This window comes from Pantoea sp. M_10 (assembly GCF_008631515.1).
GTDB classification, from domain to species: Bacteria; Pseudomonadota; Gammaproteobacteria; order Enterobacterales; family Enterobacteriaceae; genus Pantoea; species Pantoea anthophila.
Genome location: NZ_VWUL01000003.1, coordinates 344,132 through 364,659 on the forward strand (window position 1 = coordinate 344,132; position 20,528 = coordinate 364,659).

17 protein-coding genes are annotated in these 20,528 nt (G+C 60.9%); 4 read left to right on the top strand and 13 right to left on the bottom strand.

The features are described from left to right. Positions 1-372: 372 nt before the first annotated feature. Positions 373-1,023, bottom strand: coding sequence for a YtjB family periplasmic protein (locus tag F3I47_RS11460; RefSeq protein ID WP_009092263.1), 651 nt, complete (start codon positions 1,021-1,023; stop codon positions 373-375). A gap of 107 nt (positions 1,024-1,130) precedes the next feature. Between F3I47_RS11460 and serB the strand changes: the two genes are divergently transcribed. The 3 genes from serB to nadR all read left to right on the top strand — a co-directional run bounded on the left by serB (position 1,131) and on the right by nadR (position 4,821). After that, positions 1,131-2,108 (top strand): phosphoserine phosphatase, encoded by a 978-nt coding sequence (gene serB / locus F3I47_RS11465; RefSeq protein ID WP_046101170.1) that lies wholly within the window; start codon positions 1,131-1,133, stop codon positions 2,106-2,108. A 13-nt stretch (positions 2,109-2,121) separates the two neighbouring features. Continuing rightward, positions 2,122-3,504: a DNA repair protein RadA gene (radA, locus tag F3I47_RS11470; protein WP_009092261.1), complete on the top strand. Its 1,383-nt coding sequence runs from the start codon at positions 2,122-2,124 to the stop codon at positions 3,502-3,504. A 75-nt stretch (positions 3,505-3,579) separates the two neighbouring features. After that, on the top strand, positions 3,580-4,821 hold the full coding sequence (gene nadR, locus F3I47_RS11475) for a multifunctional transcriptional regulator/nicotinamide-nucleotide adenylyltransferase/ribosylnicotinamide kinase NadR (protein ID WP_009092260.1): 1,242 nt from the start codon (positions 3,580-3,582) through the stop codon (positions 4,819-4,821). 94 nt (positions 4,822-4,915) lie between these two features. Here nadR and F3I47_RS11480 read toward each other — a convergent pair whose 3' ends face one another. Then, positions 4,916-5,917 carry a zinc-binding alcohol dehydrogenase family protein gene (locus F3I47_RS11480; protein WP_150028656.1) on the bottom strand — a complete coding sequence of 334 codons (1,002 nt, stop codon included), beginning with the start codon at positions 5,915-5,917 and terminating at the stop codon, positions 4,916-4,918. Positions 5,918-6,134: 217 nt separating this feature from the next. Here F3I47_RS11480 and F3I47_RS11485 point away from each other — a divergent pair, with 217 nt between their 5' ends. Beyond that, positions 6,135-7,031, top strand: coding sequence for a LysR family transcriptional regulator (locus F3I47_RS11485; RefSeq protein WP_058957759.1), 897 nt, complete (start codon positions 6,135-6,137; stop codon positions 7,029-7,031). Here F3I47_RS11485 and F3I47_RS11490 read toward each other — a convergent pair. The 11 genes from F3I47_RS11490 to uca form a co-directional block, all read right to left on the bottom strand. After that, a complete protein-coding gene (locus F3I47_RS11490) occupies positions 7,012-7,614 on the bottom strand; it encodes a Fic family protein (RefSeq protein ID WP_140028834.1) in 603 nt (200 codons plus the stop codon). The genes F3I47_RS11485 and F3I47_RS11490 overlap by 20 nt on opposite strands. A gap of 12 nt (positions 7,615-7,626) precedes the next feature. Further along, a complete protein-coding gene (locus tag F3I47_RS11495) occupies positions 7,627-7,791 on the bottom strand; it encodes a YhfG family protein (RefSeq protein WP_140028835.1) in 165 nt (54 codons plus the stop codon). Between the two features lie 60 nt (positions 7,792-7,851). Then, positions 7,852-9,519, bottom strand: a complete 1,668-nt coding sequence (gene ettA, locus F3I47_RS11500; RefSeq protein ID WP_072215507.1) for an energy-dependent translational throttle protein EttA — start codon at positions 9,517-9,519, stop codon at positions 7,852-7,854. Positions 9,520-9,708: 189 nt separating this feature from the next. Beyond that, positions 9,709-10,473 (bottom strand): DNA-binding transcriptional repressor DeoR, encoded by a 765-nt coding sequence (deoR, locus tag F3I47_RS11505; protein ID WP_009092255.1) that lies wholly within the window; start codon positions 10,471-10,473, stop codon positions 9,709-9,711. 211 nt (positions 10,474-10,684) lie between these two features. Continuing rightward, the gene (urtE, locus tag F3I47_RS11510; protein ID WP_150028654.1) at positions 10,685-11,383 is read right to left on the bottom strand and encodes an urea ABC transporter ATP-binding subunit UrtE; all 699 of its coding nucleotides are present in this window, start codon (positions 11,381-11,383) and stop codon (positions 10,685-10,687) included. 1 nt (position 11,384) lies between these two features. After that, positions 11,385-12,176, bottom strand: a complete 792-nt coding sequence (gene urtD, locus F3I47_RS11515; protein ID WP_009092253.1) for an urea ABC transporter ATP-binding protein UrtD — start codon at positions 12,174-12,176, stop codon at positions 11,385-11,387. Beyond that, complete coding sequence (urtC, locus tag F3I47_RS11520; protein WP_150041160.1) at positions 12,173-13,246, bottom strand: urea ABC transporter permease subunit UrtC; 1,074 nt, start codon at positions 13,244-13,246, stop codon at positions 12,173-12,175. The genes urtD and urtC overlap by 4 nt, the downstream gene beginning before the upstream one ends. After that, a complete protein-coding gene (gene urtB / locus F3I47_RS11525; RefSeq protein ID WP_150028652.1) occupies positions 13,246-14,811 on the bottom strand; it encodes an urea ABC transporter permease subunit UrtB in 1,566 nt (521 codons plus the stop codon). The genes urtC and urtB overlap by 1 nt, the downstream gene beginning before the upstream one ends. Before the next feature lie 91 nt (positions 14,812-14,902). Beyond that, on the bottom strand, positions 14,903-16,171 hold the full coding sequence (gene urtA / locus F3I47_RS11530) for an urea ABC transporter substrate-binding protein (protein ID WP_046101286.1): 1,269 nt from the start codon (positions 16,169-16,171) through the stop codon (positions 14,903-14,905). A 27-nt stretch (positions 16,172-16,198) separates the two neighbouring features. Further along, positions 16,199-16,900 (bottom strand): GntR family transcriptional regulator, encoded by a 702-nt coding sequence (locus tag F3I47_RS11535; RefSeq protein WP_046101179.1) that lies wholly within the window; start codon positions 16,898-16,900, stop codon positions 16,199-16,201. Positions 16,901-16,909: 9 nt separating this feature from the next. Further along, entirely contained in the window at positions 16,910-20,527 is a 3,618-nt protein-coding gene (uca, locus tag F3I47_RS11540; protein WP_150028651.1) for an urea carboxylase, read from the bottom strand. Between the last annotated feature and the right edge of the window lies 1 nt (position 20,528).

Sequence of the window (20,528 nt, forward strand, 5' to 3'; positions counted from 1 at the left end):
ATAAAAAAGGCCCGCAGAGCGGGCCTTTCTCGTTTTTCACAAACTCAGCACGGGACAGCGGTGAGACCGAGCCGGCGAAGGGAACAGGGTCAGATCGGAAAGTCGCTTAAGCCATCCGTGGCCGCTCGGCCCGCGCAATTACGCACCTCATCCCTGAGGTGCGCCCGTAGCCGGGCCAACGCTCTGCGTTGTTCAAAAACGCTCCCGACGTTTTTGTCCCTGGCGCGGGACGCTTTCCTCCTCTGCCCCTGTTCCCTGCGCGTTTAGCTTATTCGTTGCGGTCAGGCTAAGCCGGATTTGGTTTGCCCGGCAGTATAAAAAAGGCCCGCACAGCGGGCCTTTCTCGTTTTATCCTCTCAGCAGAGCCGGACATTACTCTTTCTTCGGGTCATCTTCATCCCGATCCTCCTGCACCGGCGTGCTGGCGGTGAGCAGGAACGGTGACTGCTGCCAGCGGGTACGGCGGTGGCGCAGCAGGGTACGGGAGAGGATAATGCCGATGGCCAGCGCCAGCAGCATCATCAGGCGCAGAATATTGGTGGTGTTGTCGACCTGATGTGAGTCGGTGACCAGCACATGGGTGTCCAGCGTCACGCGCAGAAAGCCCAGCGGGCCATCGTTTCCGGCCAGGGGCTGCACAATCTGATGGTTGAAATAGCTGCCCGCACGCTGCCCGTCGAGAGCGAGCCTGTCGCGCACGTTAATGTTTTCTCCGCTGTGCGCCACCAGGCTGCCATCACCGTCATACACCGACGCATCCAGAATGCGGCTGTTCGCCGTCATCTGATTCAGAATCGCTTCTATCTGATTGCGGTTATTTTCACTGTTGTCCATCAACGGCTTAAGGCTGAACGCCACCTGGCTGGTCAGCGTATGAGCCAGCTCCTCGACCTGTTCAGAACGCGCCATCTGATGACCGGTACTGAACCAGGAGACGCCCTGCATCAGGGCGACCAGCAGCGTCATCGAGATGAGAACGATCACGGTACGATGTAAGCGAAATTTCAGCGCGGTTTTAGCCATTACTCATCCGGGTCATGTCACAACAGAAAGCCTGGAGATTATGTTGCCAGAAGCGACGCAGACAGGGTAGCCTCTTGCGTGGTTTTGTTGTCCCTACAGGAGCTCTGATGCCAAATCGTTTAACCTGGTGCGATCTTCCCGCCGATGTCTCTCTCTGGCCGGGTTTGCCCCTTTCTCTTAGCGGTGATGAAGTGATGCCGCTGGATTATCGCGCTGGCCGCACCGGCTGGCTGCTGTATGGCCGCGGGCTGGATAAGCAACGGCTGACCGATTATCAGCATCAGCTGGGTGCAGCGATGGTGATTGTCAGCGCCTGGAACGTCGATGAGTATCAGGTGATCCGCCTGGCGGGCTCGCTGACGCCGTTTGCGACTAAACTGGCGCACGATGCCGGGCTGGACGTGGCGCCGCTGGGTAAAATCCCCTACCTCAAGACCCCCGGTCTGCTGGTGATGGATATGGACTCCACCGCGATTCAGATCGAATGTATCGACGAGATCGCTAAACTGGCAGGCAGCGGAGAGCAGGTAGCAGAAGTGACAGAGCGCGCGATGCGCGGTGAACTCGACTTCAGCGCCAGCCTGCGTCAGCGCGTCGCCACCCTGCAGGGCGCAGACGCCAATATTCTGAAACAGGTGCGTGATGAGCTGCCTTTAATGCCGGGCTTAACCACCCTGACGCAGAAGCTGCAGGCGCTGGGCTGGCAGGTGGCTATCGCCTCCGGCGGCTTCACCTACTACGCCGAATATCTGCGCGATAAGCTGCATCTGTCGGCCGTAGTCGCCAACGAACTGGAAATCCGCGACGGCAAACTGACCGGCAACGTGCTGGGTCCGATTGTCGACGCACAATATAAAGCCGATACGCTGAAGAAGCTGGCGCAGCGTTTTGATATCGCGCCGGAACAGACGGTCGCGATTGGCGACGGGGCCAATGACCTGCTGATGATCAAAGCCTCCGCGCTGGGCATTGCGTTCCATGCTAAACCTAAGGTGAATGAGCAGACTGCGGTCACCATTCGCCATGCCGATCTCATGGGGGTGTTCTGCATCCTGACCGGCAGCCTGATCCACGAAGAGCGTTAACTGAGGAATTGATTTGGCCAAAGCGGCAAAACGCGCATTTGTCTGTAACGAATGCGGCGCAGATTACCCACGCTGGCAGGGGCAGTGCAGCGCCTGTCACGCCTGGAACACCATCACCGAGGTGCGCATTGCCGCCTCACCGGCGGCTGCGCGCAACGAGCGCCTGAGCGGCTATGCCGGCAGCGCCGGCACCAGCCGGGTGCAGAAACTGTCAGAAATCAGCCTGGAGGCACTCCCGCGCTTCTCCACCACCTTTAAAGAGTTTGATCGGGTGCTGGGCGGCGGCGTGGTGCCGGGCAGTGCGATTCTGATTGGCGGCAGCCCCGGCGCGGGTAAATCCACGCTGCTGCTGCAGGTGATGTGCCGGTTGTCGGAAGGGATGAAAACCCTGTACGTCACCGGCGAAGAGTCCCTGCAACAGGTGGCGATGCGCGCTCATCGTCTGGGATTGCCCACCGAAAATGTGAACATGTTGTCGGAAACCAGCATTGAGCAGATCTGCCTGATCGCCGAGCAGGAGCAGCCGCAGCTGATGGTGATCGACTCGATCCAGGTGATGCACATGGCGGAGATCCAGTCCTCACCGGGCAGCGTCGCCCAGGTGCGGGAAACTGCCGCCTACCTGACACGCTTCGCCAAAACGCGCGGCGTGGCGATCATCATGGTGGGACACGTCACGAAAGATGGCTCGCTGGCCGGTCCGAAAGTGCTGGAGCACTGCATCGACTGTTCGGTGCTGCTGGATGGCGATGCCGACTCCCGCTTCCGCACCCTGCGCAGTCATAAAAACCGCTTCGGTGCGGTCAATGAGCTGGGGGTGTTTGCCATGACTGAGCAGGGCATGCGCGAAGTCAGCAACCCGTCAGCGATCTTCCTGTCGCGCGGTGAAGAGATAACCTCAGGCAGCTCGGTTATGGTGCTCTGGGAGGGAACGCGGCCGCTGCTGGTGGAGATTCAGGCGCTGGTCGATCACTCGATGATGGGCAACCCGCGTCGCGTTGCGGTCGGGCTGGAGCAGAACCGCCTGGCCATACTGCTGGCGGTGCTGCACCGTCATGGCGGATTGCAGATGGCGGATCAGGATGTGTTCGTCAACGTCGTGGGCGGCGTCAAAGTCACCGAAACCAGCGCCGATCTGGCGCTGATGCTGTCGATGGTGTCGAGCCTGCGCGATCGTCCGCTGCCGCAGGATCTGGTGATCTTCGGCGAAGTGGGGCTGGCCGGTGAAATCCGCCCGGTGCCCAGCGGTCAGGAGCGCATCTCGGAAGCGGCGAAGCACGGCTTCAAACGTGCCATCGTTCCGGCAGGAAATGCGCCGAAAAAACCGATTGCCGGGATGCAGGTTTTCAGCGCGAAAAAGCTGGCCGATGCGCTGGCGATTCTGGACGATCTGTAACGCGCCTGACGCCTGCCCGGAAAAACCACGGGCAGGCGGCACCCACCTTAACCGCATTGATGCAGGAGGCACGACATGTCGTCGTTTGAGTATCTGAAAACGGCCATTCGCCAGCAGGGGCACACGCTGCAACAGGTCGCTGACGCCAGCGGCATGACCAAAGGCTATCTGAGCCAGTTGCTCAATGCCAAAATCAAAAGCCCCAGCGCGCAGAAGCTGGAAGCGCTGCACCGCTTTCTGGGGCTGGAATTTCCGCGCCGTGATAAAAGGGTGGGCGTGGTATTCGGTAAGTTCTATCCGCTGCACACCGGCCATATCTATCTGATCCAGCGCGCCTGCAGTCAGGTGGATGAGCTACACATCATCATGGGCTACGATGAGCCGCGCGATCGCGAGCTGTTTGAGAACAGCGCCATGTCCCAGCAGCCGACGGTCAGCGATCGCCTGCGCTGGCTGCTGCAGACCTTTAAGTACCAGAAAAACATCCGCATTCACGCCTTCAACGAGGAGGGGATTGAACCTTATCCGCACGGCTGGGATGTCTGGAGTGAGGGCGTCAGCGCTTTCCTCAGCGAGCACGGCATTGCTGCGGACTGCATCTACACCAGCGAAGCGCCGGATGCGGAGATGTATCAGCAGCACCTGGGCATTCAGACCGTGCTGGTCGATCCCAACCGATCCTTTATGAGCATCAGTGGTGGGCAGATCCGTCAGGATCCGTTCCGCTTCTGGGAGTACATCCCGACAGAAGTTAAACCCTTCTTTGTGCGTACCGTGGCGATCCTCGGCGGCGAGTCTAGCGGTAAATCGACGCTGGTGAACAAACTCGCCAACATCTTCAACACCACCAGTGCCTGGGAATATGGCCGCGACTATGTCTTTTCCCATCTGGGCGGTGACGAAATGGCGCTGCAATATTCTGATTACGACAAGATCGCGCTGGGACAGGCGCAGTACATCGATTTCGCGGTGAAATATGCCAATAAAGTGGCGTTTATCGACACTGACTTCGTGACGACTCAGGCGTTCTGTCTGAAGTATGAAGGGCGTGAGCATCCGTTTGTGCAGGCGCTGATCGATGAGTATCGCTTTGATCTGGTGATTCTGCTGGAGAACAACGTGCCGTGGGTGGCGGATGGCTTACGCAGCCTGGGCAGCTCGGTGGATCGGCGGGAGTTTCAGTCCATGCTGGTCACGATGCTGCGGGAAAACAACATCGACTTCGTCCATGTCCAGGAAGATGACTACGACACCCGTTTCCTGCGCTGTATTGAACTGGTCAAAGGGGTGCTGGGCGAGAAGAACGTTCAGCCTTAAGGTCTGTCATAGCCCGGTCTGCACCGGGCTACTTCATACATACATCCTCAGCGCGGCGGCTGTTGCTTTTCACCGCCGCCGCAGAACAGCCGGATTAATAGACCATAACCACTTTGCCGCGCATGTGACCTTCCAGCACACGCTGATGGGCAGCGGTTAAGGTCTCAACGCTTAAGCCGTGCAGCGTCTCGCTCAGTGTGGTCTGCAGTTTACCTTCATCCAGCAGTGCCGAAACGGCATCCAGAATCTCGCCCTGGCGCGCCATATCGGGTGTTTTAAACATGCTGCGGGTGTACATCAGCTCGAAGTGCAGAGCGGCACTCTTCAGCTTCAGCTGATCCATCGACAGCGGATGCTCATTTTCCACGATGGTGCAGATATGGCCCTGCGGGGCGATCAGTTTTGCCATCGTCTCCCAGTGACCGTCGGTATCATTCAGGCAGAAGATGTAGTCCACCTGTTTAATGCCCTCTTTCTCCAGCTCACCGATCATATCTTTATAGTTGATCACCTTGTCGGCGCCCCGATCGCGGCACCACTGCGCGGAGTCCTCGCGGGAGGCGGTGGCGATGATCTGAACCTTGCTGCGCAGCTTCGCCAGCGGGATCGCCAGCGATCCGACACCGCCAGCGCCGCCGACGATCAGCAGTGTCTGATCCTCGGTTGCCGTCTCCAGGTTCAGCCGCTCAAACAGGCCTTCCCAGGCGGTCAGCGCCGTCAGGGGAATGGCCGCCGACTGCGCCCAGTCCAGGCTTTCGGGCTTGTGTCCGGTGATGCGCGCATCCACCAGCTGCTCGGTGCTGTTACTGCCAGGACGGGTCAGGTCGCCAGCGTAAAAGACCTCATCGCCAGGTTTAAAGTTGCTGACTTTGCTGCCGACTTCCAGCACGACGCCGCTGGCATCCCAGCCGAGAACACGCGGCACCTGTAAGCCGTTTTTGATCGCCCCTTTGTGGACTTTGGTGTCGACCGGGTTGACCGAGGCGGCCTTGACGCTGACCCGCAGGTCATACTCACCGGGCGTCGGGGGTTCAGGGAAGATTTCTGTGAAGTTTTCAGGACTTTCCGGATTAATAGCGATAGCGCGAATAGACATAGCATTTTCCTGTTAAGTCAGGCTCAAAGCCTGGAGAGTGTCAGTTGCCATTCTGGCCCTGGGCAGTGCACGCCAGCCGGTGAAGAGGCCGCCCGGCGGGTGATGCGCTGTCCGTGGCAGACTGGCGTCACGATCTGGAACAGGTTTAAGTGTAGAACCTGGTTTTAGCGGTGATAAGATGGACAATCTTTCATAGAGTGTTCGTCTGAGGTGAACAATGGCCTTCCGGCAGTGGCAGGATATGGCGCTCTTTGCGCTGGTGGCGGAGTGCGGCAGCTTTACCGGCGCGGCAGAGCGGGCGGGACTGCCGAAATCGAGCGTCAGTCAGCGCATCAGCCAGCTGGAGCAGCGGGTAGGGATTCGGTTGCTGAACCGCACAACCCGCCAGCTCAATCTGACCTTTGCCGGTGAGCGTTATCTGCTGCATTGTCAGGAGATGATGCAGGCGAGTGAACGCGCGGATCAGGCGATCGCCAGCCTGCGTGAAAATCCCAGCGGTCGTCTGCGCATCACCAGCCCGGCGGGGATCGGCGCGACGCTGCTGGCACGCTGTAACGCGGCATTTTTACGCCTCTACCCCGATGTGACGCTGGATGTGTCGATCTCCGACGAGATGCGCGATCTGGTGCAGGAGGGATTCGATGTGGCGCTGCGCACCGGTCAGCCGCACGAGTCGTCGCTGATTGGCCGCCGGATCGGTAACTGTCCGCGACTGCTGGTCGCCTCGCAGGGCTATCTCGATCAGCATCCGCCGCTGGTTCATCCGCAGCAACTCTCTGCGCACCGCTGTATTGCCCATCGCGCCTGGAATGAGTGGGTATTGCAGCGCGATGATGAGTTCTATCGCTGGCTGCTGCCGCCAGGCCACCTCACCGATAATCTGCTCTACGCGCGTGAATGCGCGCTGGGGGATGCCGGTATCACGCTGCTGCCGCACTTTCTGACCGATGGTGCGATGGCGGACCCGCGTCTGGTGCCCGTCCTGCCGGAATGGGAGATTGAAGGAAATGAACTCTGGCTGGTCTATCCGGGGCGCAAACTGCACTCTCCGGCGCTGGCTCGCTTTATCGAGTTCGCGCTGCAATCCCCGGTGTTCAGGGATTTTTATCGCTGATCGGGATAATGTGGTGCAGAAAAAGTGCCGCCATTTTTTCCGGGCCGGACTGATAACCTGCGATATTGGCTGCTAACCAGTCGCTGGCCTTCAGACCTCGCCAGCTGACCTGATAACCCGCATGAAGAAGAATATGTTCAAACAGGATACGGAGTGCGCGGCCATTTCCCTCACGAAAGGGGTGCAGGACATTGAACTCGCAATAATACCAGGCAACCTGATGACACAGAGCATTATGGTCAGGCTGTTCGTTCCATCTCTCCCCGGCCAGCTTTGCAAATAATCTGTTCGCCTCACTGATGATAAACGCAGGCTGGCAAAACCGGGTCTGTCCCTTGCTGATAGAAATATCGCGTACCTGTCCTGCCCAGCTGTACAACTCGCTGAACAGACAATAGTGAATGTGGCAAAGAGTATTTAATGTGAAGGGAGGGTGGGAGAGCCGGATGGTGTGAATGGTTAGCGCTGTCACATCACGCTCGGCCTGATCGAGCAGGGTCTGATCCCGGATGTCGTAGCGATTAATCAGCACATCTGAATCGGGATAACAGTAGTGATCCCGCCAGACACGATAGCGATTCACCGTCGTCTCCTGCTACTGCTTGTAGCGGCGTCGGACCTGTTCAAGGGTTTGTAACTCAGGGACAGATAAAATACGGATGCCTTCAAGCAGCGAACTTGCGGCAAAATTAGCGACTTTGGTCGCTTCATAAATGACTTCCGCTTTTTTTGCGACTGAACGATCACCGGCTTTTTTCATCGGGCTGAGACCTTTACAGTTAAAAATGGGGGGAAGCTGGGCTTGCCCCCCGGTTTACCTTTACTTCGTCATACGCTTGTACTTGATGCGCTTCGGCTCCAGCGCATCTGCGCCGAGGGTACGCTTCTTGTACTCTTCGTATTCGGTAAAGTTACCTTCGAAGAATTCAATTTTGCCCTCATCCTGGTAATCCAGAATATGGGTGGCGATACGGTCCAGGAACCAGCGGTCATGCGAGATGACCATGGCACAGCCCGGGAACTCCAGCAGGGCGTTTTCCAGTGCGCGCAGGGTTTCGATATCCAGGTCGTTCGTCGGTTCATCGAGCAGCAGCATGTTGCCGCCAACCTGCAGCAGCTTCGCAAGGTGCAGACGACCACGCTCACCGCCTGAGAGTTCGCCCACGCGTTTGCCCTGATCGACGCCTTTAAAGTTAAAGCGTCCGACATAGGCGCGGCTTGGCATCTCGGTGTTACCGATGCGCATAATATCCTGACCGCCGGAAACTTCTTCCCACACGGTTTTCGAGTTGTCCATGCTGTCGCGGAACTGATCCACGGCGGCCAGCTTGACGGTGTCGCCCAGCACGATGCTGCCGGAATCAGGCTGTTCCTGACCGGACATCATACGGAACAGCGTCGATTTACCCGCGCCGTTCGGACCGATAATCCCGACAATCGCGCCTTTCGGCACGGAGAAGGAGAGATCGTCAATCAGCACACGGTCGCCATAGGACTTACGCAGGTTGCTGACTTCCAGCACTTTGTCACCCAGACGGGCACCTGGCGGAATGAACAGTTCGTTGGTTTCGTTACGCTTCTGGTAGTCGGTATTGTTCAGCTCTTCAAAGCGTGCCAGACGGGCTTTGCCTTTAGACTGCTGGCCTTTTGGTCCTTTGCGAACCCACTCCAGCTCTTTCTCAATCGACTTGCGACGGGCAGCTTCAGAAGAGGCTTCCTGCGCCAGACGCGCATCTTTCTGCTCCAGCCAGGAGGAGTAGTTGCCTTCCCATGGAATGCCTTCGCCACGGTCCAGCTCCAGGATCCAGCCTGCCACGTTATCCAGGAAGTAACGGTCATGCGTAATGGCGACGACTGTGCCTTCGAAGTCGTGCAGGAAGCGTTCCAGCCAGGCGACAGATTCCGCATCCAGGTGGTTAGTCGGTTCGTCCAGCAGCAGCATGTCTGGTTTTTCCAGCAGCAGGCGGCAGAGGGCAACACGGCGACGTTCACCACCGGAAAGGGTCGCGACTTTCGCATCCCAGTCTGGCAGACGCAGCGCATCGGCTGCACGTTCCAGCTGGGTATTCAGGTTGTGGCCGTCGTGCGCCTGGATAATCTCTTCCAGACGACCCTGCTCAGCGGCCAGCTTGTCGAAATCAGCATCCTCTTCAGCGTAGAGTGCGTAAACTTCATCAAGGCGTTTCAGTGCGCCAACCACTTCCGACAGCGCTTCTTCAATCGACTCACGCACGGTGTGTTCAGGGTTGAGCTGCGGCTCCTGCGGCAGGTAGCCAATCTTGATGCCCGGCTGCGGACGCGCTTCCCCTTCGATATCTTTATCGATGCCGGCCATGATGCGCAGCAGGGTCGATTTACCCGCGCCATTCAGGCCGAGTACGCCGATTTTGGCGCCAGGGAAGAAGCTGAGCGAGATGTTCTTCAGGATATGTCGCTTCGGCGGAACCACTTTGCCGACGCGATGCATGCTATAGACGAATTGAGCCACGTTGGTTTGAGCCTCTGGGTCTGTTGGTCGTTGGAATGATGTCGAAGTTTAGCCTTTTTCACCCCTTAATCCCAGCCGGGGGGCGGCGAATATTCGCGGGCCGGGGGCGGTCAGTCATAAGACGCTGATTTGTCCGGCTCACCGGCGAGCCATATGAAAAGGCGGGCAGAGACCGGCTGGCCTCCGGCCTCAGGGCAGACGCAGGGGAATAGCCTGCTGCGTCAGCCAGGTCTGCAGGGCCTGGTCGGGGGCACTGTCGCTGACCAGCAGATCGAAGCGCTGCAGGTCGCCGATGCGGGCGGGCAGCACTTTGCCATATTTGCTGCTGTCCGCCACCAGCACCGACTGCCGGGCGCGCAGCATGGCGTGATGTTTCATCGTCAGCTCGTTAGTGTTGTAGCAGGTTGCGCCCTGATCTTTGTCGATCCCGGCCGCAGAGATAAAGGCGAGCGTCGGGCAGAGATCGTCGAGAAGAGTGTGCACACCCACCGGCGTAAAGAGCGCATTGTCGGCATGAAACTCCCCGCCGCTCAGGATCACGTGACAGGCCGGTTTCTCTTTCAGAGCCAGAAACGTGTTCATGGCGCAGCAGATGGCGGTAAAAGAGAGCGTGTCGGGGAGGGCATCAATGATATAGGGCAGGGTGGTGCCACAGTCAAAAAAGACCGTGTCGTTCTCGCTGACCAGGCTGGCGGCCACCTGAGCCAGCCGCTGCTTTCTGGCGGCGTTCTGCCCGTGCTGGTCGCTGACAAAATAGTGACCGGCATGACTTTTGGGATCGCTGACGATATAGCCGCCCAGCAGCACTACGCTGGAGCCCGGCTCGGTCAGATCGCGGCGAACCGTCATCTCAGAGACGCCCAGCAGCCGGGCCGCATCTTTCAGATGGAGTTTGTCGGTGCGTTTGAGCGCCTGCGTCAGTTTCTGGATGCGTTCATCGCGCCGGGTTTCCATGGTCATCTCTCTGTTCCCTATCCTGCAGTGCGGAGGAAGGACGCCGGAATCGGCGTCGATACGCGACAAACCTCACAGATTTGAATGAGTTGCGTCTCATCCGCCAGGCTGGCACTCAATCTTACCCGCAATCCGTGAGGGCCGCAAACCTCTGGCGCGCGGGGGAATCGCACCACTGCTCAGTGGAGACCGGCTTACTGTAAGCCGGGCGTTAAATCGCCACCAGGCCGCGCACGCCTTCTGCCTCCATGGCGTCGCCGCGGCCTCGCTGCACAATTTCACCGCGGGACATCACCAGATAGCTGTCCGCCAGTTCGGCCGCGAAGTCATAAAACTGCTCAACCAGCAGGATCGCCATATCGCCTCGCTGCGCCAGCTGGCGGATCACCGCGCCGATCTCTTTGATCACCGATGGCTGGATCCCTTCGGTCGGCTCATCCAGGATCAGCAGCTGCGGCCGACAGGCCAGCGCCCGGCCGATCGCCAGCTGCTGCTGCTGGCCGCCAGAGAGGTCGCCGCCCCGGCGTGACTTCATCGCCTGCAGCACCGGGAAGAGCTGATAGATCTCATCCGGGACGGCCCGTGCCTCTGCCGCCGGAAAGCGTGACAGGCCCATCAGCAGATTCTCCTCCACCGTCAGACGCGGAAAAATTTCCCGCCCCTGCGGCACATAGGCGATGCCCGCCTGCACCCGCTGATGCGGTTTGCGGCCATTCATCCGCTGCTGCTGCCAGTGAATCTCCCCCGACTTCGCCGGGATCAGGCCCATCAGGCACTTCAGCAGCGTGGTTTTTCCCACGCCGTTGCGCCCCAGCAGGCAGGTGATTTCGCCAATCCTGACCTCAAACGAGAGGCCGCGCAGGATGTGACTGCCGCCATAATATTGATTCAGTTCAGTAACCTGTAACATCTCAGCGCCCCAGATAAACGTCGATAACCTGCTCGTTGGCCTGCACCTCGCGCAGCGATCCCTCCGCCAGCACCTGTCCCTGATGCAGCACCGTAACGTGGTCGGCGATGGTCTCCACAAAGCCCATGTCGTGCTCCACCACCATCAGTGAATGTTTCCCCGCCAGACTGCGAAACAGCTCGGCGGTGTAGGCCGTTTCCGCATCGGTCATGCCCGCCGCCGGTTCATCCAGCAGCAGCAGATGCGGCTCCTGCACCAGCAGCATGCCAATCTCCAGAAACTGCTTCTGACCGTGCGACAGCAGGCCCGCCCGGCGCTGGCGCTCGCCGCCCAGCCGTAGCAGCTTCAGCACCTCATCAATCCGGTCGCGCTGCTCGCTGTTGAGACGGGCGCGCAGGCAGGCCCAGACCGATTTGTCGGCCCTGAGGGCGATCTCAAGATTCTCGAACACGGTCAGCGCTTCAAAAACGGTGGGTTTCTGGAACTTACGGCCAATCCCGGCGCGGGCGATCGCCACCGGAGACAGACGGGTCAGATCGCTGTCCTGGTCGTAGATCACCCGGCCCGCATCCGGCCGGGTTTTGCCGGTGATCACATCCATCAGTGTGGTTTTGCCCGCGCCGTTGGGGCCGATCACGCAGCGCAGCTCACCGACGCCGATCTGCAGCGAGAGATCGGTCAGCGCCCGGAAGCCCTCAAAGGAGACGCTGATCTTATCGAGCTGCAGCACCGGATCGCGCTGCACCCGGTGGCGATCCGCTAACTGGGGTTGGGTAAACAGGGCATCACTCATTTTTTTCTCCGGCGCAGCAGGCCAATCACGCCGTGCGGCAGAAACAGCGTGACCAGGATAAACATCAGGCCCAGGAAAAAGAGCCAGTATTCCGGGAAGGCGACGGTGAAGAAGCTGCGCGCGCCGTTAACGATCGCTGCGCCCAGCAGCGGGCCAATCAGCGTGCCGCGTCCGCCCAGCGCCACCCAGATCGCCGCTTCGATCGAGTTGGCGGGGGACATCTCGCCAGGGTTGATGATGCCGACCTGCGGCACATAGAGCGCCCCGGCCAGGCCGCACAGCACCGCGGAGAGCGTCCAGACAAACAGCTTGAAGCCGCGCGGATCGTAACCGCAGAAGGTCAGGCGGTTCTCCGCATCCCGCACGGCGGTCAGCACCCGACCAAATTTGCTGCGCGCCAGGGCGAAGCCGATCGCCAGGCTCAGCAGCAGCAGCAGCACCGTGGCGACAAACAGTCCGATACGGGTCGGGGTCGCCGTGACCGAAAAGCCGAGCAGGGTAGTAAAGCCGGTAAAGCCATTGTTGCCGCCAAAACCGGTTTCGTTACGGAAGAAGAGCAGCATGCCCGCGTAGGTCAGCGCCTGGGTCATAATCGAAAAGTAGACGCCTTTGATTTTTGAGCGAAAGGCGAAGAAGCCAAACAGCAGCGCCAGCAGGCCTGGCACCAGCATGCTGAGACAGAGCGCCCACGCGAAGGAGTCGGTGCCGGCCCAGAACCAGGGCAGCTCACGCCAGGAGAGAAAGGACATAAAGGCGGGCAAGCCTTCCCCGGCGGCCTGCCGCATCAGGTACATGCCCATGGCGTAGCCGCCCAGGGCAAAAAAGAGGCCGTGGCCCAGCGACAGCAGGCCGGCGTAGCCCCACACCAGATCCAGCGCCACGGCGACCACCGCATAGCAGAGGATTTTGCCAACCAGCGTCAGGGTGTAGGTGGAGATCGCCAGCGGATGTGTAGCGGGCAGCAGCGCCAGAAACGGCATCACCAGCAGCGCCAGGGTGATGACCAGGCCAAGGGTAAGGGTCAGGCGTGGGGCGGTGCGCGCCACGCGAAGCGTGATAGGTTGCGTCATCAGTCAGTCACCCTTCCTTTCACCGCAAACAGCCCCTGTGGACGTTTCTGAATAAACAGTACGATGAGCACCAGAATCAGGATCTTGCCCAGGACTGCGCCAATCTGCGGCTCCAGCACTTTGTTCAGAATGCCCAGGCTGAAGGCGGCGACCACGGTGCCCGCCAGCTGGCCGACGCCACCCAGCACCACCACCAGAAACGAGTCGATGATATAGCCCTGGCCCAGTTCCGGGCCGACGTTGCCCAGCTGCGACAGCGCCACGCCGCCCAGCCCGGCAATGCCGGAGCCGAGCCCGAACGCCAGCATATCGATGCGGCCGGTCGGCACGCCGCAGCACTCCGCCATGGCGCGATTCTGCGTCACGGCGCGCACGTTCATGCCCAGGCGGGTGCGGTTCAGCAGTAGCCAGGTGAGCGCCAGCACAAATACCACGAACAGGATCACCGCGATGCGGTTCCACGGCAGCACCAGATTAGGCAGCACCTGTAATCCTCCTGACAGCCACGATGGATTCGCCACCTCCAGGTTTTGCGCCCCGAACAGCACCCGCACCAGCTGAATCAGCATCAGGCTGATCCCCCAGGTGGCGAGCAGTGTCTCCAGGGGGCGGCCATAAAGATGGCGGATCACCGTGCGCTCCAGCGCCATACCGACGGCGGCGGTGACCAGGAAGGCGACCGGCAGCGCCAGCAGCGGATACCAGGCCAGGTAGTGCGGCGCAAACTGCTGAAACAGGCTCTGTACCCACCAGGTAGCGTACGCGCCGAGCATCAGCATTTCGCCGTGTGCCATATTAATCACCCCGAGCAGGCCATAGGTGATCGCCAGGCCCAGCGCGGCCAGCAGCAGGATCGATCCTAGCGACAGGCCGCTGAAGGCCTGCCCCAGCAGATCGCCCCACCGCAGCCGCTGCTGAATCTGTTGCAGGCTGTCCGCCGCCGCGGCCCGCACCGTGGCATCCGGTTCATTCGCGGGCTGAGTCAGGCGTTGCAGGCTGGCCTGGGTGTCAGGATCGCTGGACTCGCCCAGCAGATTGACCGCACGCAGGCGCACCATCGGATTGCTGTCTGCCAGTTGCAGGTTGGCCAGCGCCAGCGCTAAGGCGGCATGAACCCGGCTATCCTGCTCGGCGGCGAGGCGCTGCGTCAGCAGCGGCAGCTGGTCGGCAACGCCTCCATTCTGCAGCTGCTGCGCGGCACGCAGGCGCAGCGCGGCATCACTGCTCACCAGCTGATGGGCGGCCAGCGCATTGTTGACCAGCACGCGCAGCCGGTTGTTCATAAAGAGTTTTTTCAGGTTACCGGCGGGCCGGGCCGCACCCTCCAGCGGTGTCAGCTGTGTACCCTGCTGGCTGAAGGGCTGTTTGTTCTGGTCGATGACCACCGTTTCGGCGTGCAGCGCTTCCAGCAGCGGCAGGCGCTGACTGTCCGGCGCGGCGGCCCATTGCTGCAGCAGGGTGGCCTGCTGGCTGCGGCTGGCGGCGGCAAAGTCAGCCGCCGGTCCGGCGCTGGCCAGCAGCGGCATCAGCAGCAGCAGGCTGAATAAGCAGCGGCATAGAGTCATAAAGAGAGCCTCGTCAGGGGGAGGCAGCACGGCAGATTACACAGCCGTGCTGCCGCTTCGCAGCGATGGACGCTGCCTGTCTGCCGCGCGCTTACTGCGCGGTTTTTACCGGGTAATCGGGCTTTTTGTCGTTACCGGCAATGTACGGGCTCCACGGCTGCGCGCGCACCGGCTTGTCGGTCTGCCACACCACGCTGAACTGGCCGTTCTCTTCCACTTCGCCAATCATCACCGGCTTGTGCAGATGGTGATTGGTTTTGTCCATGGTCAGGGTAAAGCCATCCGGTGCGTTAAAGGTCTGACCGGCCATCGCGGCCCGCACTTTGTCGACATCGGTGGTGCCCGCTTTTTCCACCGCCTGGGCCCACATATGGATGCCCACATAGGTTGCTTCCATCGGGTCGTTGGTGACCACGGTGGCGGCGTTCGGCAGATTGTGTGCTTTGGCGTAGGCGCGGTAGTCCGCGACAAACTTCGCGTTGGTCGGGTTGTCGATCGATTCGAAGTAGTTCCAGGCGGCTAACTGGCCGACCAGCGGTTTGGTATCAATGCCGCGCAGCTCCTCTTCACCCACCGAGAAGGCGACTACCGGAATGTCGGTGGCTTTGATCCCCTGGTTGGCCAGCTCTTTGTAGAACGGCACGTTGGAGTCGCCGTTGATGGTCGAGACCACCGCAGTTTTGCCGCCAGCCGCAAACTTTTTGATATTCGACACGATGGTCTGGTAGTCGCTGTAACCAAACGGCGTATAGACCTCTTCGATATCCTTGTCCGCCACGCCTTTGCTGTGCAGGAAGGCGCGCAGGATCTTGTTGGTGGTGCGTGGATAGACGTAGTCGGTCCCCAGCAGGAAGAAGCGTTTAGCACTGCCGCCATCTTCGCTCATCAGATACTCCACCGCCGGGATCGCCTGCTGGTTTGGCGCCGCACCGGTGTAGAAGACGTTAGGCGACATCTCTTCGCCTTCATACTGCACCGGATAGAAGAGCAGGCCGTTCAGCTCTTCAAATACCGGCAGCACCGATTTGCGTGACACTGAGGTCCAGCAGCCAAACACCACCGCCGCTTTGTCCTGCGTCAGCAGCTGCCGCGCCTTCTCGGCAAACAGCGGCCAGTTAGAGGCGGGGTCTACCACCACCGGCTCCAGCTTTTTCCCCAGCACGCCCCCTTTGGCATTGATCTCATCGATCGTCATCAGCGCCACATCTTTCAGCGGCGTTTCAGAAATCGCCATGGTGCCGGAGAGGGAATGCATGATCCCCACTTTGATGGTGTCAGCCGCCTGCGCACTCCAGGCAAATCCCATGCTGACAACGGTGGCGGAGAGCGCAAAAGCTTTGATCAACGAACGTCTTTTCATCATCTGAACCCCTGAGTGGTTGTTGTGTTATTCGATGGTCTGGAGCCGGGCCTGCTGCAGGCGATGCAACGTGATCTTCCTGACTTCCGCCTTGCTGACGGCGATATGGTCGGTCAGCATGCGTTGCGCGTCGGTGGTCTGTTGCTGAAAAATCGCCTGTAAAATCTCTGCATGTTCCTGATAGGTCGCGCAGATACGGTCATCGCGGGTGAAGTCGAGCCGCCGGATAATGCGGATCTTCTCCGTGAGTTCGGCATGGATGCGGGCCATCTCCGGGTTGCCCGCCGCTGCCACCAGCGTCATGTGAAACGCCTCATCGTGCTGCGAAACCACCAGCCCCTCGGTGAGCGCCTCTGCCTCACACCAGAACTGGTTCAGCTCCGCTAACAGGGCTGCACACTGCGGGGCGGGCAGGGCGCAGAGGCGTTTTACCGCCTCGCACTCCAGCACGGTGCGCAGGTCATAAAGCGATTCAAACCAGGCGAAATCGAAGTTTCGGATCTGCCAGCCGCTGCGGAACCACACTTCCACAAAACCTTCGCGCTCCAGACGGAACAGCGCCTGACGCACCGGTGTGCGGCTTACCGCCAGCCGTCCGGCGATTTCGCTTTCACTGAAGCGGTCACCCGGCATCAGGCGAAAGGCGAAGATATCGGCCTTGAGCGCCTGATAGACCCGCTCTGCCAGCGCCTCCGGGCGCGCTTTTGGGGATTGAGGTTGCCTTGTCATTGCTGCTCCTTATTCCAGCCACAGCAGGTTATCGCCCGGGCTGACCGGGCGGCCCGCCTGGCAGGCGATACGCGTGACCCGACCGGCCTGCGGGGCGACAATCGCCAGCTCCATCTTCATCGCTTCCACGATGATCAGGGTCTGACCGGCGCTGACCGCGTCGCCCGGCTGCACCAGCACTTTCCAGATATTGCCGTTGAGGTCAGCCTGCACCGCCACGCCGTTTTCCTGCTCCTCGCTGACGCTGGCCAGCGCCTCCTCAGCCTGCGGCGCGCTCTGCTCTTCCTGCGCCCATAGCTGCACCTCCTGTTCAAAAGCGGCGGCCTGGCGCTGGCGGAACGCCGCGATCTCAGCGGCGTGATCGGTGAGGAACTGCTGGTGGGCGGCAAAATCGAACTGCGTCTCTTCGATGCGCAGGCTGCCACGACCTTCGCGAAAATCTTCGCGCAGCCGGGTCAGCTCCTCTTCACTGACGGGATAAAAGCGCACCTGATCGAAGAAGCGCAGCAGCCACGGCGCGTCGGGCGCGAACTGCGGATTTTTCAGGAAGGTGTTCCAGATCGGCAGCGTCCGGCCCACCAGCTGATAGCCGCCAGGCGAGTCCATACCGTAGATACACATGTACATGCCGCCGATGCCGACGGTGCCTTCGGCGGTAAAGGTGCGCGCCGGACTGTATTTGGAACTCAGAAGGCGATGGCGTGGATCGACCGGCACCGCGCAGGGCGCACCGAGATAGACGTCGCCCAGCCCCAGCACCAGATAGCTGGCGTCAAACAGGGTCGCGCGTACTTCCTCCCGGCTGCTTAAGCCATTAATACGCTGGATAAAGTCCACGTTGTTCGGCAGCCAGGGGGCGCTGGCGCGAACCGTCTCCTGGTAGCGGCTGACGGCACCGAGCGTGGCGCTGTCCTCAAAGGCCATCGGCATCCACACCACGCGGGAGGGCACCTTCAGCGTGCTGACATCGCCCAGCGTCGCCTCCAGCGCCAGCAGCAGCGTCATCAGGGCGGACTGATTGATGATGCGGCTGTCGTAGCGCACCTGCAGCGAGCGCACGCCCGGCGACAGCTCCTCGACGCCGGGTTCTGCCTGCGCCGTCAGCGCATTCATCAGCAGATGCACGCGCAGACGCAGCGCCAGATCCAGCACGTTGTCGCCATATTCAATCAGCACATATTTGTCGCCCGCCTGGCGATAGACCACTTTCGGGGTGGTGTCGGTGGCGTCGAGGGCGGCGAGAATCGTGGCGGAGCCGTGAGCGGTTTCAGCCAGTGACGGCACGGCAAAGGCCGGGGGATGTTCCGGGCGCAGCGTCTCAATCAGATGACGCTGCGCGTTTTCCCGCGCCAGCGCCTCCTCCGCGCTGATTGGATGGAAGCGGATGGTGTCGCCGGGTTTGACCTGGCCCACTTTCCACAACTCGGCTCTGGCGATCGTTACCGGACAGACAAAGCCGCCGAGGCTCGGGCCGTCGTGCGTCAGGATCACCGGGAAGTCGCCGGTGAAGTTGACCGCACCGATGGCATATTCACAGTCGTGAACGTTGGAGGGATGCAGGCCCGCCTCACCGCCGTTGGCGCGGGTCCAGGTCGGTTTCGGGCCGACCAGCCGCACGCCGAGGCGGTTAGAGTTGTAGTGCACCTGCCAGTCGCTGGCAAAGAACTCGTCGATGGCGGCCTGGGTGAAAAAGTCCGGTGCGCCGTGCGGACCGTAGAGCACACCGATACGCCATTCACTGCCGTAGTGCGGAATCAGCGACGCATCAAGCGGCTGCGGCGCGCCAGTCGGGGCCGGTGTGGTGCAGGCGGCGCGCGCAGGCTGTGAGACTGGCAGCATGTCGGCGACGCGCAGGGTGCGTCCGGCGTGACCGCCAAACTGGCCCAGCGAAAAGGTGCTGCGGCTGCCCAGATATTCCGGCACGTCAAAGCCGTTGCGCACCGCCAGATAGCTGCGGCAGCCCTGGCGGGCGCGTCCCATCGTCAGCGTCTGTCCCGCTTTTATTGTCAGCGGCTGCCAGTAACTGACCGCTTCGCCATCAAGCTGCGCGTCACACTCTGCGCCGGTCAGCGCCACAATCGCATCGCAGTGGAAGCGCAGGGTGGGGCCCTGCAGGGTGAACTCCAGTCCCGCCGCCGCCTCATGGTTTCCGACGATGCGGTTAGCCAGCCGGAACGCAAAGTCATCCATCGGGCCGGAAGGCGGCACCCCGATGTCCCAGTAGCCGAGGCGGCCGGGGTAGTCCTGCACCGAACTGAAGGTGCCGGGCTGCAGCACCTCCACCACGGTGGCGGCAGGCACCACGCTGTCGAGATAGCGCGTCCAGACGTTGCCGCTGCGAAACGCCTCGCTGGTGGTAATCTGGCGCAGATAGTCGAGGTTGGTGGCGATACCGTGCAGCTGGGTCGCATCCAGCGCGTGATGCAGTTTTTCCAGCGCCGCTTCACGGTTGTCGGCATGCACAATCAGCTTGGCGATCATCGGGTCATAAAAGCTGGAGACTTCGCTGCCGGTTTCGACGCCGCTGTCGACACGCACGCCGTCAGGAAAGCTGACCGCGGTTAACAGGCCAGGGCTGGGCTGGAAGTTTTTCAGGGGATCTTCCGCGTAAAGCCGCACCTCGATCGCCGCGCCCTGAGGCGGCTGCTGCAGACGTGACCACTCCACCGGATCACCCGCCGCCACCTGCAACATGCACGCCACCAGGTCAAGCCCGGTGACGCATTCGGTGACCGGATGTTCAACCTGCAGGCGGGTGTTCACTTCAAGGAAATAGAACGCCTGCTGGCTGACGTCGTAGATGTACTCCACGGTGCCTGCGCTGCGGTAGTTCACCTGCCTTCCAAGCCGCACCGCTGAGGCGAGCAGGGCATCGCGCGTCTCCTGCGAAAGGCCGGGCGCGGGTGTCTCTTCCACCACCTTCTGATTGCGGCGCTGCAGGGAGCAGTCGCGTTCACCCAGTGCGACGACGGTACCGTTACCGTCACCAAAAATCTGCACCTCAATATGGCGGGCGCGATCGATGCAGCGCTCCAGAAACACGCCTGCATCACTGAAGAACTGCTCACCAAGGCGGCGCACGCTCTCCCAGGCGCTGGCGAGTGCGTCGGCGTCGGCGCAGCGCGTCAGGCCAATGCCACCCCCACCGGCGGTGCTTTTCAGCATCACCGGGTAGCCAATCTCGTCGGCAGCCTGAATCGCCTCCTCCAGCGAGGCGAGCAGCGGGGTGCCTGGCGTCATCGGTACGCCCGCACTGGCTGCCAGCTCACGCGCGCGGTGCTTCAGGCCGAACTCGCCAATCTGCTGCGCGGTCGGGCCGACAAAGGCGATGCCCGCCGCGTCACAGGCTTCGGCAAAGGCTTGGCTTTCCGACAGAAAACCGTAGCCCGGCCAGATCGCCTGCGCGCCGCTCTGCTGCGCCGCCGCCAGAATTTTGTCGATGCGCAGGTAGGAGTCACTGGCTTTGTCGCCGCCGAGGGCGATCGCGCTGTCCGCCTGCTTAACGTGCTGCGCGTTGCGATCCGCGTCAGAGTAGACCGCGACACTTTTGACGCCCAGGCGCTTCAGGGTGCGAATGGCGCGGCAGGCAATCTCGCCCCGGTTGGCAATCAGTACGGTGGTGAACATG

Coding starts and splice junctions, on each gene's coding strand:
- F3I47_RS11485 (WP_058957759.1), top strand. CDS start 6,135: ATGGCCTTCCGGCAGTGGCAGGATATGGCGCTCTTTGCGCTGGTGGCG.
- urtA (WP_046101286.1), bottom strand. CDS start 16,171: ATGAAAAGACGTTCGTTGATCAAAGCTTTTGCGCTCTCCGCCACCGTT.
- F3I47_RS11480 (WP_150028656.1), bottom strand. CDS start 5,917: ATGTCTATTCGCGCTATCGCTATTAATCCGGAAAGTCCTGAAAACTTC.
- F3I47_RS11460 (WP_009092263.1), bottom strand. CDS start 1,023: ATGGCTAAAACCGCGCTGAAATTTCGCTTACATCGTACCGTGATCGTT.
- urtB (WP_150028652.1), bottom strand. CDS start 14,811: ATGACTCTATGCCGCTGCTTATTCAGCCTGCTGCTGCTGATGCCGCTG.
- urtD (WP_009092253.1), bottom strand. CDS start 12,176: ATGAGTGATGCCCTGTTTACCCAACCCCAGTTAGCGGATCGCCACCGG.
- F3I47_RS11535 (WP_046101179.1), bottom strand. CDS start 16,900: ATGACAAGGCAACCTCAATCCCCAAAAGCGCGCCCGGAGGCGCTGGCA.
- urtE (WP_150028654.1), bottom strand. CDS start 11,383: ATGTTACAGGTTACTGAACTGAATCAATATTATGGCGGCAGTCACATC.
- uca (WP_150028651.1), bottom strand. CDS start 20,527: ATGTTCACCACCGTACTGATTGCCAACCGGGGCGAGATTGCCTGCCGC.
- urtC (WP_150041160.1), bottom strand. CDS start 13,246: ATGACGCAACCTATCACGCTTCGCGTGGCGCGCACCGCCCCACGCCTG.
- deoR (WP_009092255.1), bottom strand. CDS start 10,473: ATGGAAACCCGGCGCGATGAACGCATCCAGAAACTGACGCAGGCGCTC.
- F3I47_RS11495 (WP_140028835.1), bottom strand. CDS start 7,791: ATGAAAAAAGCCGGTGATCGTTCAGTCGCAAAAAAAGCGGAAGTCATT.
- nadR (WP_009092260.1), top strand. CDS start 3,580: ATGTCGTCGTTTGAGTATCTGAAAACGGCCATTCGCCAGCAGGGGCAC.
- serB (WP_046101170.1), top strand. CDS start 1,131: ATGCCAAATCGTTTAACCTGGTGCGATCTTCCCGCCGATGTCTCTCTC.